General features: G+C 71.4%; 13 protein-coding genes, 1 tRNA gene and 1 pseudogene. 8 read left to right on the plus strand and 7 right to left on the minus strand.

Annotated features, from left to right (window positions below):
- Window positions 1–3 precede the first annotated feature (3 nt).
- The 4 genes from thrC to argS all read right to left on the minus strand — a co-directional run bounded on the left by thrC (window position 4) and on the right by argS (window position 5,579).
- A complete protein-coding gene (gene thrC / locus ACFPFQ_RS10510) occupies window positions 4–1,020 on the minus strand; it encodes a threonine synthase (RefSeq protein ID WP_379617604.1) in 1,017 nt (338 codons plus the stop codon).
- Between the two features lie 89 nt (window positions 1,021–1,109).
- Window positions 1,110–2,435: a homoserine dehydrogenase gene (locus ACFPFQ_RS10515; protein ID WP_379617325.1), complete on the minus strand. Its 1,326-nt coding sequence runs from the start codon at window positions 2,433–2,435 to the stop codon at window positions 1,110–1,112.
- A gap of 52 nt (window positions 2,436–2,487) precedes the next feature.
- Complete coding sequence (gene lysA, locus ACFPFQ_RS10520; protein WP_379617327.1) at window positions 2,488–3,930, minus strand: diaminopimelate decarboxylase; 1,443 nt, start codon at window positions 3,928–3,930, stop codon at window positions 2,488–2,490.
- A complete protein-coding gene (gene argS, locus ACFPFQ_RS10525; RefSeq protein WP_379617329.1) occupies window positions 3,930–5,579 on the minus strand; it encodes an arginine--tRNA ligase in 1,650 nt (549 codons plus the stop codon). Before argS ends, lysA begins: the two co-directional genes overlap by 1 nt.
- A 112-nt stretch (window positions 5,580–5,691) precedes the next feature.
- Between argS and ACFPFQ_RS10530 the strand changes: the two genes are divergently transcribed.
- The 3 genes from ACFPFQ_RS10530 (at window position 5,692) to ACFPFQ_RS10540 (ending at window position 7,355) form a co-directional block, all read left to right on the plus strand.
- Window positions 5,692–6,483 carry a DUF3105 domain-containing protein gene (locus tag ACFPFQ_RS10530; protein WP_379617331.1) on the plus strand — a complete coding sequence of 264 codons (792 nt, stop codon included), beginning with the start codon at window positions 5,692–5,694 and terminating at the stop codon, window positions 6,481–6,483.
- Window positions 6,484–6,527: 44 nt separating this feature from the next.
- Window positions 6,528–7,247 carry a DUF305 domain-containing protein gene (locus ACFPFQ_RS10535; protein ID WP_379617333.1) on the plus strand — a complete coding sequence of 240 codons (720 nt, stop codon included), beginning with the start codon at window positions 6,528–6,530 and terminating at the stop codon, window positions 7,245–7,247.
- Window positions 7,248–7,280: 33 nt separating this feature from the next.
- Window positions 7,281–7,355, plus strand: a tRNA-Arg gene (locus ACFPFQ_RS10540).
- A gap of 325 nt (window positions 7,356–7,680) precedes the next feature.
- Here the strand turns inward: ACFPFQ_RS10540 and ACFPFQ_RS10545 are convergent.
- Window positions 7,681–8,406, minus strand: a pseudogene (locus ACFPFQ_RS10545) (cupin domain-containing protein); the annotation flags it as partial.
- On the opposite strand from ACFPFQ_RS10545, the gene ACFPFQ_RS10550 reads away from it, so the two are divergent.
- From ACFPFQ_RS10550 to ACFPFQ_RS10560, 3 genes are read left to right on the plus strand one after another with little or no spacing between them, the layout of a single operon-like run.
- Window positions 8,354–8,605, plus strand: a complete 252-nt coding sequence (locus tag ACFPFQ_RS10550) for a PqqD family protein (RefSeq protein ID WP_379617335.1) — start codon at window positions 8,354–8,356, stop codon at window positions 8,603–8,605. The pseudogene ACFPFQ_RS10545 and the gene ACFPFQ_RS10550 overlap by 53 nt on opposite strands.
- A gap of 16 nt (window positions 8,606–8,621) precedes the next feature.
- The gene (locus ACFPFQ_RS10555) at window positions 8,622–9,029 is read left to right on the plus strand and encodes a lasso peptide biosynthesis B2 protein (protein WP_379617337.1); all 408 of its coding nucleotides are present in this window, start codon (window positions 8,622–8,624) and stop codon (window positions 9,027–9,029) included.
- Window positions 9,026–9,973: a hypothetical protein gene (locus tag ACFPFQ_RS10560; protein WP_379617339.1), complete on the plus strand. Its 948-nt coding sequence runs from the start codon at window positions 9,026–9,028 to the stop codon at window positions 9,971–9,973. Before ACFPFQ_RS10555 ends, ACFPFQ_RS10560 begins: the two co-directional genes overlap by 4 nt.
- Here the strand turns inward: ACFPFQ_RS10560 and ACFPFQ_RS10565 are convergent, their stop codons facing one another.
- On the minus strand, window positions 9,974–11,752 hold the full coding sequence (locus ACFPFQ_RS10565; protein WP_379617341.1) for an ABC transporter ATP-binding protein: 1,779 nt from the start codon (window positions 11,750–11,752) through the stop codon (window positions 9,974–9,976).
- 137 nt (window positions 11,753–11,889) lie between these two features.
- Here ACFPFQ_RS10565 and ACFPFQ_RS10570 point away from each other — a divergent pair, with 137 nt between their 5' ends.
- Window positions 11,890–12,027: a lasso RiPP family leader peptide-containing protein gene (locus ACFPFQ_RS10570; protein WP_379617343.1), complete on the plus strand. Its 138-nt coding sequence runs from the start codon at window positions 11,890–11,892 to the stop codon at window positions 12,025–12,027.
- A 77-nt stretch (window positions 12,028–12,104) separates the two neighbouring features.
- Window positions 12,105–13,277, plus strand: a complete 1,173-nt coding sequence (locus tag ACFPFQ_RS10575) for an asparagine synthase-related protein (protein WP_379617345.1) — start codon at window positions 12,105–12,107, stop codon at window positions 13,275–13,277.
- Window positions 13,278–13,302: 25 nt separating this feature from the next.
- Here the strand turns inward: ACFPFQ_RS10575 and ACFPFQ_RS10580 are convergent, their stop codons facing one another.
- Entirely contained in the window at window positions 13,303–14,418 is a 1,116-nt protein-coding gene (locus tag ACFPFQ_RS10580; protein ID WP_379617347.1) for a nucleotidyltransferase family protein, read from the minus strand.
- Window positions 14,419–14,605: the final 187 nt, after the last annotated feature.

Consider the following 14,605-nt stretch of genomic DNA (forward strand, 5'->3'; position numbering starts at 1 on the left):
GGATCAGCCCAGCTCCAGCGCGGCCGCGACCGCTGCCGGGTCGATCGGCACGACGACCGGTGCCGGTGCGGTGAGCAGCGCGGTGTCGGGGTCCTTCAGACCGTGTCCTGTGACGGTGCACACCACGAGCGATCCGCGGGGCAGTGAGCCGTCGGCCGTGGACTGCAGCAGGCCCGCGACGCTCGCCGCGGACGCCGGCTCGACGAAGACTGCCTCCCGCGCCGAGAGCAGGCGGTAGGCCGCGAGGATCTCGTCGTCGGTGACGGCGGCGAACTTGCCGTTGGACTCCTCGCGCGCCGCCATGGCCGAGCCCCATGACGCGGGGTCGCCGATCCGGATGGCGGTGGCGATGGTCTCGGGGTTGCGCACCGGTGCGCCGTGCACGAGCGGCGCCGCCCCGGCCGCTTGGTAGCCGAACATGCGCGGAGCGTCCGTGATCAGTCCATCTGCGACGTACGCGCGGTAGCCGGCCCAGTACGCGGTGATGTTGCCGGCGTTGCCGACGGGGAGGCAGTGCACGTCGGGCGCGCGGCCCAGCTCGTCGCAGATCTCGTACGCGGCGCTGGCCTGCCCGGCGATCCGGGTGGGGTTGACCGAGTTGACGAGCGCGGCCACCGGGTACTCGGCCGAGGTCTTGCGGGCGAGCTCGAGGCAGTCGTCGAAGTTGCCCTCGATCTGCACGATGCGGGCACCGTGCGCCACCGCCTGGGCGAGCTTGCCGAGCGCGATCTTGCCCTGCGGCACCAGAACGGCGCAGGTCATCCCCGCGCGCGCGGCGTAGGCGGCGGCCGAGGCCGACGTGTTGCCGGTGGAGGCGCAGATCACACCCTGCGCGCCCTGCGCGAGCGCGGCGGTGACCGCCATCGTCATCCCGCGGTCCTTGAACGACCCCGTCGGGTTGGCGCCGTCGACCTTGAGGAAGACCTCGCAGCCGGTGAGCTCGGACAGGTGCGGAGCCGGCAGCAGCGGCGTGCCGCCCTCGCCGAGGGTGATGATCCGCCAGCCCGGTTCGACGGGCATCCGGTCGCGATAGGCCTCGATCACGCCCGGCCAGCGGGCGAGCTTGACGACTCTGTCGATGCGCGTTCCGCCTGCGCTCCACGCGGTTGTCACCCGGCAACTCCCTTTCGCCCCAGGTCCTCGACCCGGAGCACGCTGTCGACACCGTGGACCGCATCCAGTCCCGCCAGCACGGCGACCGTGGCGGCCTGCGCCGACTCCGGCGCCGCGTGCGTGACCACGACGAGCCGGGCCGCCGCTCCCCCGTTGCCGACGCCCGTCTGGCGCACCGCAGCGATGCTGACGCCGTGGCGGGCGAACTCGCCCGCGATGGTCGAGAGCACCCCCGCGCGGTCGGCGACATCGAGGCTGACGTGGTAGCGGGTGGGCACGCTGCCCATCGGGATCACGGGCAGCCGCGCGTAGGACGACTCGCGCGGGCCCCGTCCGCCCATCACCTTGTTGCGGGCGACTGCGACGAGATCACCCAGCACCGCGCTCGCTGTGGGAGCGCCACCGGCGCCCTGGCCGTAGAACATGAGCTGCCCGGCGGCATCGGCCTCGACGAAGACCGCGTTGAACGCGCCGTCGACGGACGCCAGCGGGTGCGTGGCCGGGATCATCGCGGGGTAGACGCGTGCCGACACCGACTCCGGCGCGGTCTCGCTGGCCGGCAGGCGCTCGCAGATGGCGAGCAGCTTGATCACGCAGCCCATGCCGGCCGCGGCGGCGATGTCGGCCGAGGTGACGTTGCGGATGCCCTCGCAGTGCACGTCGGCCGACGTCACACGCGTGTGGAAGGCGATCGTGGCCAGGATCGCGGCCTTCGACGCCGCGTCGTAGCCGTCGACGTCGGCGCTCGGGTCGGCCTCGGCGTACCCGAGCCGGGTGGCCTCCTCCAGCGCGTCGGCGTAGCTCGAGCCCGACGCCGTCATGGCGGAGAGGATGAAGTTGGTGGTGCCGTTGACGATGCCGGCCACCCGGGTGATGCGATCGCCCGCGAGCGACTCCCGCAGCGGGCGCAGCAGCGGGATCGCCCCCGCGACCGACGCCTCGTAGTAGAGGTCGGCACCCGAGGCATCGGCCGCCTCCGCCAGCGCCGCGCCGTCCTCGGCCAGCAGCGCCTTGTTGGCCGAGACCACCGACTTGCCGGCCTTGAGGGCCTCCAGCAGCAGGGTGCGGGCCGGCTCGATGCCGCCGATCACCTCCACCACCACGTCGACGTCGTCGCGCGTGACCAGCGCCGACGCGTCGGTGGTGAGCAGTTCACCCAGCTCGGCGTGCTTGTGCGGGCGCCGGACGGCGATGCCCACGATCTCGAAGGGGGCACCCGCGCGCGCGCTCAGCTCCGCGGCCTGCTCACGCAGCAACCGCACGACCTCGCCGCCCACTGTGCCGCAGCCGAGCATCGCGACGCGGATCGGTTTCACTGCCACTCTCCGATCATCGCGTGCTCGACCATGGCCCATGCCCGTCGGGTGGGCCGCCTCACGGAGAAACCTCGAGCCGGAACTGGTCCTCGACGGTCTCGCGCCGCAGCAACACGCGCGCCGCGCCGTCGCGCACGGCGACGACCGCCGGGCGCGGGAGCCGGTTGTACGAGCTCGCCATGGCGTAGCAGTAGGCACCGGTGGCGGCGACGGCCAGCAGGTCACCGGGGGCGAGGTCGGCGGGCAACCAGCAGTCGCGCACGACGATGTCGCCGCTCTCGCAGTGCTTGCCGACCACGCGCGAGAGCACGGCGTCGCCGCTGCCGTCGCGCTCGACCGAGCGGGAGACCAGCCGGCAGTCGTAGACCGCGTCGTAGAGCGCCGTGCGGACGTTGTCGCTCATGCCGCCGTCGACGCTCACGTACCGCCGCGCCGACGATGTGCCGATCGGCACGTCCTTGAGCGTGCCGACCTCGTAGAGCGTGACGGTGCCGGGCCCGGCGATGGCGCGGCCGGGCTCGACGGCGATCTGGGGCACGTCCAGCTCGGCGGCGTGGCACTCCTTCTTGACGATGCCCCGCAGCTCCTCCGCCAGGTCAGGGACGTCGAGCGGCGTCTCGTCGGCACGGTAGGCGATGCCGAAGCCGCCGCCGAGATCCAACGTGGTGACGGCCGCGAGCGCGTCCGAGCCGTGCTCCTTGTGCAGCTGGGCGAGGAACCGCACCACCCGGTGCGCCGCGACCTCGAAGCCCTCGGTGTCGAAGATCTGGCTGCCGATGTGGCTGTGCAGGCCCACCAGCTCGAGGCCATCGGCCTTGAGCACCCGCCGCGCCGCCTCCGCCGCCACGCTCGCCTCGCCGCCCGCGATCGAGAACCCGAACTTCTGGTCCTCGTGGGCGGTGGCGATGAACTCGTGGGTGTGCGCCTCGACGCCGACCGTGACCCTGATCATCACCGGGGCCACCACACCGCGCTCGCGGGCGATCGCGTCGAGCCGGACGATCTCGTGGAACGAGTCCAGCACGACCCGTCCGACCCCGGACTCGACGGCGGCGACCAGCTCCTCGGTGGACTTGTTGTTGCCGTGCAGCGCGATCCGCTCGGCGGGGAAGCCCGCACGCAGCGCGACCGCCAGCTCACCGCCGCTGCAGACATCCAGCGAGAGCCCCTCGGCCGCCACCCAGCGCGCCACCTCCGTGCAGAGGAAGGCCTTGGCGGCGTAGTGCACCGAACCGGCACCGAACGCGGCGGCGAACTCCGCCGCGCGGCTGCGGAAATCGGCCTCGTCGATGACGAACAGCGGCGTGCCGTACTCCTGCGCCAGATCACGCACGTCCACCCCGGCGATGCGCAACGCACCGTCGGTGTCGCGGGCGGCGCTGCGCGGCCAGACGGCGGGCGCGAGCTCGTCGAGACCGGCCGCGTCGAGCGGGCGGAGCCCGGCCGTCTCCGGCGGGGCCTGGATGCCGGCGTGCAGTGGCCCGGCGGGATGCGCCCGCATCACATGCGCTCCGGGGCCGAGACGCCGAGCATGCCGAGGCCGTTGGCCAGCACCTGGCGAGCCGCCACGCACAGCGCGAGGCGGGCCCGGTGCAGCTCGGTGATCTCCTCGTCGCCCATCGGCAGGACGCGGCAGGCGTCGTAGAACTTGTGGTAGGCCCCGGCGAGCTGCTCGAGGTAGCGGGCGACGCGGTGCGGCTCCCGCAGCTCGGCGGCCGACGCGACGACCGCCGGGAACTCGCCGAGCGTGCGGATCAGATCACCCTCGCGCGGGTGCTCCAGCAGCCCGAACCCGGTGCCCTGCGTGAGCCCGACGTCGGCCGCGTTGCGGGCCAGCGAGGCGAGCCGCGCGTGGGCGTACTGGACGTAGAAGACGGGGTTGTCGTTGCTGCGCCTGCTGATCAGGTCCAGGTCGATGTCGAGCGTGGAGTCGATCGACGAGCGGATCAGCGAGTACCGCGCGGCGTCGACGCCCACGACGTCGACGAGGTCGTTCATCGTGACGACCGTGCCGGCGCGCTTGCTCATCCGCAGCGGCTTGCCGTCCTTGACGAGGTTGACCAGCTGCCCGATCAGCACCTCGACCACGTCCGGATCGTCGCCGAACGCCGATGCGGCGGCCTTCAGCCGGGCGATGTAGCCGTGGTGATCGGCACCCAGCATGTAGATGCACAGGTTGAAGCCGCGGTTGCGCTTGTCGAGGAAGTACGCGAGATCACCCGCGATGTAGGCCGGGTTGCCGTCGCTCTTGATGACGACGCGGTCCTTGTCGTCGCCGAACTCGGTGCTGCGCAGCCACCAGGCGCCGTCGGCCTCGTACAGGTTGCCGCTCTGCTTGACCCGCGCCACCGCGGCGTCGACCGCGCCCGAGTCGTGCAGCGACTTCTCGTGGAACCAGACGTCGAAGTCGGTGCCGAACTCGTGCAGGGCGCGCTTGATCTCGTCGAACATGAGGTTGACGCCGACCCGGCGGAACGTCTCGGCACGCTCGGCGTCGGGCTGGGCCAGCACGTCGGGCGCGGCAGCGAGCACCTGCGCGGCGATCTCGTCGATGTAGGCGCCCGCGTACCCGTCGTCCGGGGTGGGCGCGCCGGTGGCGGCGGCGATCAGCGAGTTGACGAACCGGTCGATCTGGGCTCCGGCGTCGTTGAAGTAGTACTCCCGCGTGACCTTCGCGCCGCGGGCGGTCAGCACCCGGCCCAGCGCGTCGCCGACCGCGGCCCAGCGGGTGCCACCCAGGTGCAGCGGGCCCGTCGGGTTGGCCGAGACGAACTCGAGGTTCACGTTCTTGTCGGCGTACTCGTCGCCGGTGCCGTAGGAGAGCCCCGCCGCGAGCACGTCGGCGACGATCGCGCCCTGTGCGGCGGTGGCGAGCCGCAGGTTGATGAAGCCGGGCCCGGCGACCTCGGCGGAGGCGATGCCCTCGCGCGTGGCGAGCTCCTCGACGAGCCAGCCGGCCAGATCGCGCGGGGACACGCCGTTGGGCTTCGCCACCCGCATCGCGATGTTGGTGGCGTAGTCGCCGTGTTCGGGATTGCGCGGCCGCTCGACCCCGATGTCACCGGGCAGCGTCGAGATGTCCAGGCCGCGTCGGGTGAGCACGTCGGAAGCGGCGGCACGGACGAGTTCGGCGAGCAGGGCGGGGGTCACGTCACGAGTCTAAGAGGTGCTGCTCACGCCCTTCTCAGGTGCCGCTCCTACACTCCCGGGTCGAGCGGTCGTTCCCGGGGACGGCCGGGTTCCGAGAGGTCTGGACGGGTTGATGGCGAGCGGCAAGAACAGCAAGGCGGTACGCAACGCGCGTGCGGCGGTCGTCCACCAGCGCTCCACCCCGTGGGCCCTGATCGCCGCGATCCTGGTCGTCGTCCTGTTCGCGGGCGGCGTGGTCGGCTACTACGTGGTCACCAAGAACGACAAGGACGCCAAGGCCGCTTCGCTGGCCGCCTACACACCGTCGGCCACCAACCAGGACCCGTCCACCAAGATCCAGGGCGTCGTCGCGCAGAAGTACGCGGGCGGTCAGCACATCGACCGCACCGTGCAGGTGGCCTACACCCACAGCCCGCCCTTCGGCGGCTCGCACGACTACGCGTGGGCGTCCTGCAACGGCGTCGTCTACCCGACCGCGGTGCGCAGCGAGAACCTCGTGCACTCCCTCGAGCACGGCGCGGTCTGGATCGCCTACAACCCCGACCAGGTCACCGGTGGCGCGCTCGACACGCTGAAGGCGAAGGTGACGGGCCAGCAGTACACCGTCATGTCGCCCTACCCCGGCCTCGACCAGCCGATCTCGCTGCAGTCGTGGGGCCACCAGCTGAAGCTCTCGGACGCCAATGACCCGCGCATCGACGAGTTCATCTCCGCGCTGCGGCTCAACACCTACCAGTTCCCCGAGCCGCGGGCGAGCTGCAACGAGACCGACCCGACCGTGTTCTCGCAGGACAACCCGCCGCCGTTCGTCCCGGCTCCGGCCCCCGGCGCACCCGGCGCGGCACCCGAGGTCTCCGCCGACGCGCAGGCCGTCGTCCCCGACGCGGGCGCCCCCACGGGCTGAACCGGCGGCGACACCAGCGGCGATCCGGCCAATAGCCGGGCATCATGGTCCAGGTGAGCGCACCACCCGAACTCGACACGCAGCCGTCGCCCGACGACCTCGCACCCCGCGCGCCATGGCACCGCACGGTGATCATCGCCGGGCTGGCCGTCACGCTGCTGCTGGTCGGCGCCATCGCCGGCCTGCTGTTCACGCTGCCCGGGCAGACCCCGGCGCCGCCCACCGCCGACTCCGTCGACGTCGGGTTCGCCCAGGACATGTCCGTGCACCACCAGCAGGCCGTCGAGATGGCGTCGTGGGAGCGCGACCACACCAGCGACCCCAAGCTCAAGCTGCTCGCGTCCGACATCGAGGCCACGCAGGAGGGCCAGGTCGGGCAGATGCAGGGCTGGCTGGAGCTGTGGGGAGCCCCCGTGCTGCCCGTCGGCGGCTACATGGCCTGGATGGCGGCGGCGCCCGCCCACGACGGCATGGCGGCGATGGGTGGCACCGGCGGTCCCGTCGCGACGATGCCCGGCATGGCCACCGACGACGAGCTGCGCGCCTTCCGCGCCACCACCGGCACCCAGCTCGACGTGACGTTCCTGCAGCTGATGATCCGCCACCACGTCGGCGGCAGCTCGATGCTCACCTACGCGGCCCAGCGCGCGGAGGTGGCGCAGGTCCGCAACCTCGCGTCCCAGATGCTCAGCTCGCAGGCCAGCGAGGTGGAGTACATGAAGCAGTTGCTGGCGGCCCGCGGCGGCACCCTGCTGCCGTCCTAGGAACGGGGCGTGCGCTAGGGTTGTCGCGGTACGGCCCCCGTAGCTCAGGGGATAGAGCACCGCCCTCCGGAGGCGGTGGCGCAGGTTCGAATCCTGCCGGGGGCACCATCCGGTTGACATGCAGGAACGGCCCCTCACCAGCTGGAACAGGGTGAGGGGCCCCGCCACTGCAGCCGACTTCGCATACCGACGCCGGTCGTCGCACACGTTCCAAACCCTGCGAGCACGGGTTACGGTGTGCGAGGTCAGCCGGACGCCGCCACGCGGGCCGGCCGATCAGCTTGGCGGCGAACGTGGCGGGCACGTCCGGAATGATCGCCCGGATGAAATGGTAGGACTCCCGAGCCGTCTGCATCCGGAAGCTGGCGAGCAGCCCGTGCGGAATCACCTCGCGCAGCAGGAAGCGCGAGACCGCGTCCCACGCCCGCGGATCTGCGGGCGTGCCGGTGCCGACGCCGCCCGGACGGCAGGCCGCTGCCCGGTCGAGCACCGCGCACGGCAGCTTCACGGTCAGCAGCCGGCAGCCGGCCCCGAACTCCAGACGGTGCTCCGAACGAGCGTCGAGCGCCACCGCCTGGCCGGGACCGACCGAGATCTCACGTCGCCCGTGGTGCACCGTCAACCGGCCGGTGATCGGCCGGGAGACGAGCACGAAGTCGCCGAACGGCACGGGCGACACCCGCACCGGACTGTCGCCGTAGGACAGGTCGAACACGCCGAGATCGACACCGCCGACATCGGCATGCCGGGCCCGGAACCCGCGGGCGGCCCGCGGAGCCAGCTCGTGCGGGCAGTAGGACCGCGCCACCTGTTCGCGGGCCGCGTCGACGTCACGCGTGTCGAGCCGCACCTCGAGACCCTGCACCATGGCTGCTCCCGCGCGGCGGACACGGCCGCCCGCTCGCGTTGCAGGAAGGCCACCTTGCCGCAGGATTCTTGCGGCAAGGTGGCCTTCCTGCAATCCGCGACAGCCTGGTCTCGACCCCGCGTGTTCCGAAGGCTTCGACCTGCCTCCGCCAGCACCCGAGTAACGCACCGTACGCCCGACCCGACCTCGTAGTGAGCTCCGGCTCCCCGCCAGCAGCTCTGCGGAAAGGTCGTCATCGATGCGCCTGCGTTCCTCTGACGTCTCACTGCGCGCCCTTGGCAACGAGACCATCGTGCTCAGCCTGCCGACGTCGCAGTACTTCACCGCCACAGGGGTGGGCAGCCGACTTCTCGAACTGCTCGGCGAGGACGTCGACGTCGATGACCTGGTGGCGGCCGTCGTCGCGGAGTACGAGATCGACGGCGACACCGCCCGCCAGGACGTGGAGAAGTTCATCGGACGACTCCGTGACGCGCAGCTCCTCCACTGAGCGGGTCCGCCGCTGGATGATCGGAGTGTGGGAGCTGTTGATCGCTGCCGCCACGATGGTCGCGGTCGAGGTGCTGCTGCGCACCCAGGACCTGCCCACGACCTGCCGCATGCTCGGTGTGCAATACGACCCTGCCGACTCCAGCCCGCCCTCGGAGGTGGCCGCCCGGTTGCCGCGGCGCGTCCGGCGAAGGGTCCTCGCCTCGACGATGGTCATCGCGCACTGGCCCGCGGGTGACTCGTGCCTGCGGCGTTGCCTCCTGATCGGGCACCGCCTCCGTCGCGAGGGTCCGGCGCTGCGCATCGGTGTCCGGCGAACCGAGAGCGGAGCGTTCTCCGCCCATTCCTGGCTCGAGTTCGATGGTCGGACCCTCGACCCCACCGCCTCGGCGTTCGCCACGCTCGGCCTGCCGAAGGGAGGGTGACGGTCGTGCACAGCTACTTCGCCCACGGCCTGTCGGTGGCCTCCGATGTGGAGCTCGCCCTACCGTCGGGCCCGGTCGTCGACCGTGCCGATCTCGTGCTGAGACGGGGCGACGGATACCACGTGCCGGAGCAGGATCCGCCGGGAACGCTGCTCGCCACGATGGACCGGCGGGAGGGCGGACCGCTGTATCGCCTCACCCGCGACGGCGCCCGCACGGTGCTCCGGTATCCCGGCCTATGCGAGTTCGGCGGTGACGCCGGCCTCGCCGACGTCACTTTCCACCTGCACCCGGGCACCGATCCCGGCCTGGTCTCCGTGCTGGCCGCCGGGGCACTGATCGCCATCCACATCCGTTTGCGGGCCGAGCTCGCGCTGCACGCGAGCGCCGTGCACTGCAACGGGCGGGCACTCGCCTTCGTCGGAGCCTCCGGCATGGGCAAGTCGACGCTGGCGGCCGCCCTGTGCGGCATCGGATATGAGCTGTTCAGCGACGATGTCCTCCGGGTCGACCTCGCGACGGCCGACGTGCCGCGGGTTCATCTGGGCGGCATCGAGAGCCGTTTGCGGATGAGCGCACGCCAGCTCGCCGAGGCGGCCGATCCGGCCGACGTCCGACCCACGGCCGACGGACGGCTCGGGCTGCGCTCCACGGTGTGCACCGAGCCCACCCTGCCCCTCGGCGCGTGCGTGGTGCCGATGCCGAGCAGGGACGCCACTGCGCTCGAGGTGAAGCGGCTGCCGCTGGCGCACGCGCTCGTCCGGCTGCTCGCGTTCCCTCGGGTCGTCGGGTGGGTCGAACCGGATTCCACTGCTCGCGAGTTCCAAGCGCTCGCCGACCTGGTCGAGCGGGTGCCAGTCTTCGTGGCGCGGGTTCCCTGGGGCCTGCCGTTCCACCGTGACGTCCTCACCGGACTTGTAGCGGAGGCCATGGGAACCCGCTGATCACCGGTAGGCGGTGGACTGCAGCGTGTACAGCTCCGCATAGAGACCGGCCCTGGCCACCAGCTCGTCGTGGGTACCGTGCTCCACAACCCGGCCCTGTGACAGAACGTAGATCCGATCTGCCATCCGCGTACTGGAGAACCGGTGCGAGATGAGCAAGGCCGACCGGCCGCCCAGCACACGCCGGACATCGTCGAACAGCTCGTGCTCCGCACGCGGGTCGAGCGCTGCCGCGGGCTCGTCCAGGACCACCAGCGGCGTGTCTCGGTAGAGGGCCCGCGCCAGGGCCACACGCTGCCATTGACCGCCGGACAGGTCGAGCCCTTCGTCGAGATCGCGGCCCAGCATCGTGTCGAGTCCGTGCGGAAGGTCCGTCATCGCGCTCAGTGCCCCGCCGCGACGGGCAGCGTCGAGCACCGCGTCGTCCGATGCGGACCTGTCGGTGTCACTGACGACGATGTTGTCCCGCAGCGACATCTGGTAGCGGACGAAGTCCTGGAGGATCACGCTGACCGACGCGCGGACGTCCTCAGAGGACGCACGGCGGCCGTCCCACTCGCGGGTGCCCTCGTCGGGCTCGTACAACCCCGCCACGATCTTGGCGAGGGTCGTCTTGCCGGAGCCGTTCTCGCCCACCAACGCGACGACCTCGCCCGCTCCGATATCGAGGTCGATAGCCTCCAGCGCGGCCCGGGATTGCTCCGGATAGCGGAAGTGGATTCCGCGCAGGGCCACCCCGCTCCGGAGTGCGTGCTTCGTCCCGGGAGGTGTGGCCGGGGGCGCTGACGCGGCGAAACGCTCCAGGTCGGCGAGGAACGGTGCGGATTCGATGAGCCCGGCTATCGAGGCGAACGCGGTGCTGAGCTGGCCGCTGAGCAGTCGGACGGCGATGGCGGCCGCGCCCGCCGCAGCGAGATCGATCCGGCCCGAACGCACGAGCGCGACGATCGCCAGCAGCGCCACTGTGAGCGCGACCCCGACGCCGAGGGTGGTGAGCACGGCGATCACCTGACGCCGCCGCACCTGGCTGCGCAGCTCGGCCTCGAACGTCCGGTTGAGCTCATCGTGGCGGCCGCGCAGGTGGCCGCCGGAGCCGAACGCGCGCAGCTCGGCGGCATAGGGTCGCTGAGTCAGCAGATCCCGCACGTAGTTGCGCCTGCGGAAGGTCGCCGTGAGCCGCGCCGCGAAGGCGAACTCGGTCCTGCTGGCCCAGCGCGACAGGAGTACGGCCGGGATGCCCGCCGCCAGCAGGATCGGCACGAGCAGCGGCTCCACGCCGATCAGGACCGCCGACATCGTCACGACCCCGAGCAGGCTCCCGAGCAGTCCGAGCAGCGATGTAGTGACGAGGAAGGGCCGGGAGACGGCGTTCTGCTCGACCCGCTCGAGCGCGGTCGCGAATCCCGCCGATTCGTACGTGTACAGATCGGCCCGAGCGGCCGTGTCGAGGATCCGATCCCACACACGTTGCCCGACCCGCTCGGACAGGAGCCGGTTCTGCTGGGTCTGCAGGGCCCCGACGGAGCCCGAGAGCGCCGTCATGAACGCCAGACCCAACAAGGCAGGTACGAGCCCGAGAGCGGCCGTCTCAGGCTGCAGGAGCGCATCGAAGGTGAACTTGGCCGCGGCGACGAGCCCGAGTGCCGCCAGTGCGCTCACGACCTGCATCGCAGCCGCAACGGTGGTACCGGCGGCGTCGGCCCGGCGCACCTCGCGCGCCGCGGACAGGATCAGGCGGGGCGTTGCTGCCGTCGCCTGCATGACCCGGGTCGCCCGCACCGGCGGGAGCTTAAGGCACAGCACACGTTCCGCACACGTCCCGTAACGCTGACGTTCTCCTGGCCGACTCTCGATGGCGAGGTTCGACCACTTCGCGGTCGCAAGACCGAATTCTTCACGGGTAAGGAGGTGCAAACATGCGCGAGACCTACGAAGCGCCCGAGCTCACTCTGCTGGGCTCCGTCGAGGAGCTGACCCAGGCGAACCTGTTCGGCCAGTCCTCGGACAACCTGACTTGGATCATTCCGATCCTTGGCGACAACACGTACTCCTGATCAATCCCACTGCGAGGTCGGCGGATCGGGACGCCGACCTTGCGGATCGCCAGCGCCAGATCGCCGGAGGACGACGGATGCCCAGCCCCTACCGCACGGACGCGCTGGAGACCGCAGGCGGATGGGTGCACGGGTACGAAGCAGATCCGCTGCCGCCTGCATACGGCATGTCCCCGCGGGCGGCCCTCGACCTGATCCTGTGCGAGTACCTCCGGCGCACCCCCTGCATGGTGGCGTTCTCGGGTGGCCGGGACTCGTCGGTGCTGCTGGCGGCGGCGACCGCGGTCGCACGCCGCGAGGGGCTCCCGGACCCCGTGCCGATCACGCTGACCTACCCCGACGTGCCCGACACCGATGAGTCCACGTGGCAGCGGCAGGTCCTCGACCACCTTGGGCTCACCGAACGCGTCGTGCTGGTCGTGGACGACGAGCACGACCCGATCGGTCCGGTCGCTGCACCACTGCTGCGCGCGTACGGCGTGATGTGGCCGCCGAACGTGACGCCCACCTGGCGGATGCTGGACGCGGCCCGCGGCGGCGCGCTTCTCACCGGCGAGGGCGGCGACGAGGTCTTCGGTCTCAAGCGGATCACGCCGCTCACGAAGACGCTGAAGAGCTGGGGCCGGGTCGCACCGACCGTCTACGCCGACACCGCCCGCGCGCTGGCGCCTGCCGCCCTGCGTCGCCGTGCGTTCCTGCGCGATCCCTACCTGCGTCCCTGGGTGCGCCCCGAGGTCGAGCAGATCCTCTCCCGCCGCGACGCGGACGACATCGCCTTCCAGTCCCTGCACGCCGGCCGCGGAGCCTGGCAGTTCGCCGCACGTCGTTGCGCCCGCCGCGGCTACCAGACGGTCCGCGCTCTCGCCGACGATCTCGACGTCGAATATCTGCAGGCGTTCGCCGAACCAGGCCTCGTCGCGTCCGTCGCAGCGGCAGCGGGCTTCTGGGGGTGGACCGGCCGCACCGCCACGATGCGTGCCCTGTTCGGCGATCTGCTTCCCCGCAGCGTCCTCGAACGCAGCACCAAGGCAGTCTTCACCCACGCGGTGTTCACCGAGCGGACCCGTGAGTTCGCGCGCGGCTGGACCGGCGACGGCGTCGACACCGCGCTCGTCGACCCTGAGGCGCTGCGCCGAAACTGGCTCTCCGACTCGCCGCACGCTCCGACGATGGGTCTCCTGCAGCAGGCGTGGTTGGCCACGACGGTGCAGCCCGTTCCGGCCGATCCGATGTCGATCGAGAAGCCTTGACGGATCGGTAGCCCCGAGGCGGGCGCTACCGTGCGGCGCTTCGCCCGCGCCTTATCTCGCGCACCCCGTAGCGCCACCGCTCCAGCACGGACGCGTGCCGACCCGACGTGTAGACTTGGTCCGGCAGGAGCAGCGCGCGCACGTACGCAGCTTTGTCGCGAAGCCCGGGCAGCGCCCGGATCGTCGCGAGGGCCTGCGCCGCGAACGTCTTGTTCTCCCGCGTGTGCAGCCCGAGCCAGGTTTCCTCGCGCCGGTTCGGAACGCGCTCCACGGCCCACGCCCGCAGGGTGCTTCCGGCCTCGAGACCGAGCAGGCGCAGGGTGTCGGCGATCGCAGCCGCGGCGATGGCCTCCACGCCCCAGGAGGCCGCCCGCCTGCGCACAGCGCTTGCATCACGCTCGACGGCGGGGAGCATCTCGGCGATGTCACGCAGGGAGCCCAGCCGCAAGGGCCAGTCACCCAGCGCGGCGTGGTAGCAGGCGTGCAGGAAGCGGTTCGGTCGAGACAGCGCGACCGCGACGCCCCCGGAGACGGCGAACTCCTCCCCCGTCTCCCACAGGGTCCCCATATCGACGAGAACACCCCACGGGCCCAGCACGAAGGTCCGGTGCAGGTCCAGCTCGAGGCCGGCGGGGCTGCGGAGGGTCGTTCCCTTGTCGAAGCGCTGGTCGAATCCCGGACGCGGTTCCGCGAGCGTCCTGACCAGACCCGACCCGACGAGGACCCGGACCGCCTCGTCGAAGTCGCCGGGTCGAAGGAGCAGGTCGAGGTCGTTGAACGACCGGACCGCGGTCTGCGCGTAGTCGAGGTGTGCCACGGCCGAACCCTTGAGGACGCGGGTGGGTATCCCGTGCCCGGACAGCTTCGCCAGCGTCGCCACCAGCTCGCCCTCGACGACCATCGCGCGGATCGCCGCGGTCCGGTGCAGGCCGGTCGCCTGTTCGCGCTGCTGCGGGGTGGCCGGAAAGGCTCCCGCGCGGATCGCGCTCTGCAGCTGCCCGCTCAGCCGGTGCTTGATGACGGCTGGCAGCAACGCCGCCCATTCCTGCTCGCCGAGTGGACCGGCAGGCAGGGGCCGGGTCGAACCCGGCAACCCGAAGGCGGCCAGCCCGAGCAGATGATCCGCGTAGCATTCCTCCACGCACAGCCTGCGCACCACTGCTCAGGACCTCCCAGGCGACTGCCGACAGCGCGTGATGGATCCTTCGCCCACATTGCCGCATTCGTTACCTGACGGTCATCCGCCCGTCCCGCACCCGCATCCGCTCGCGGTAACGACGTCCGGCCGCCCGGCGACGTCAATCCCCGGACGTTCGCACAACCGGCAA

The organism is Pseudonocardia sp. GCM10023141, assembly GCF_042653605.1.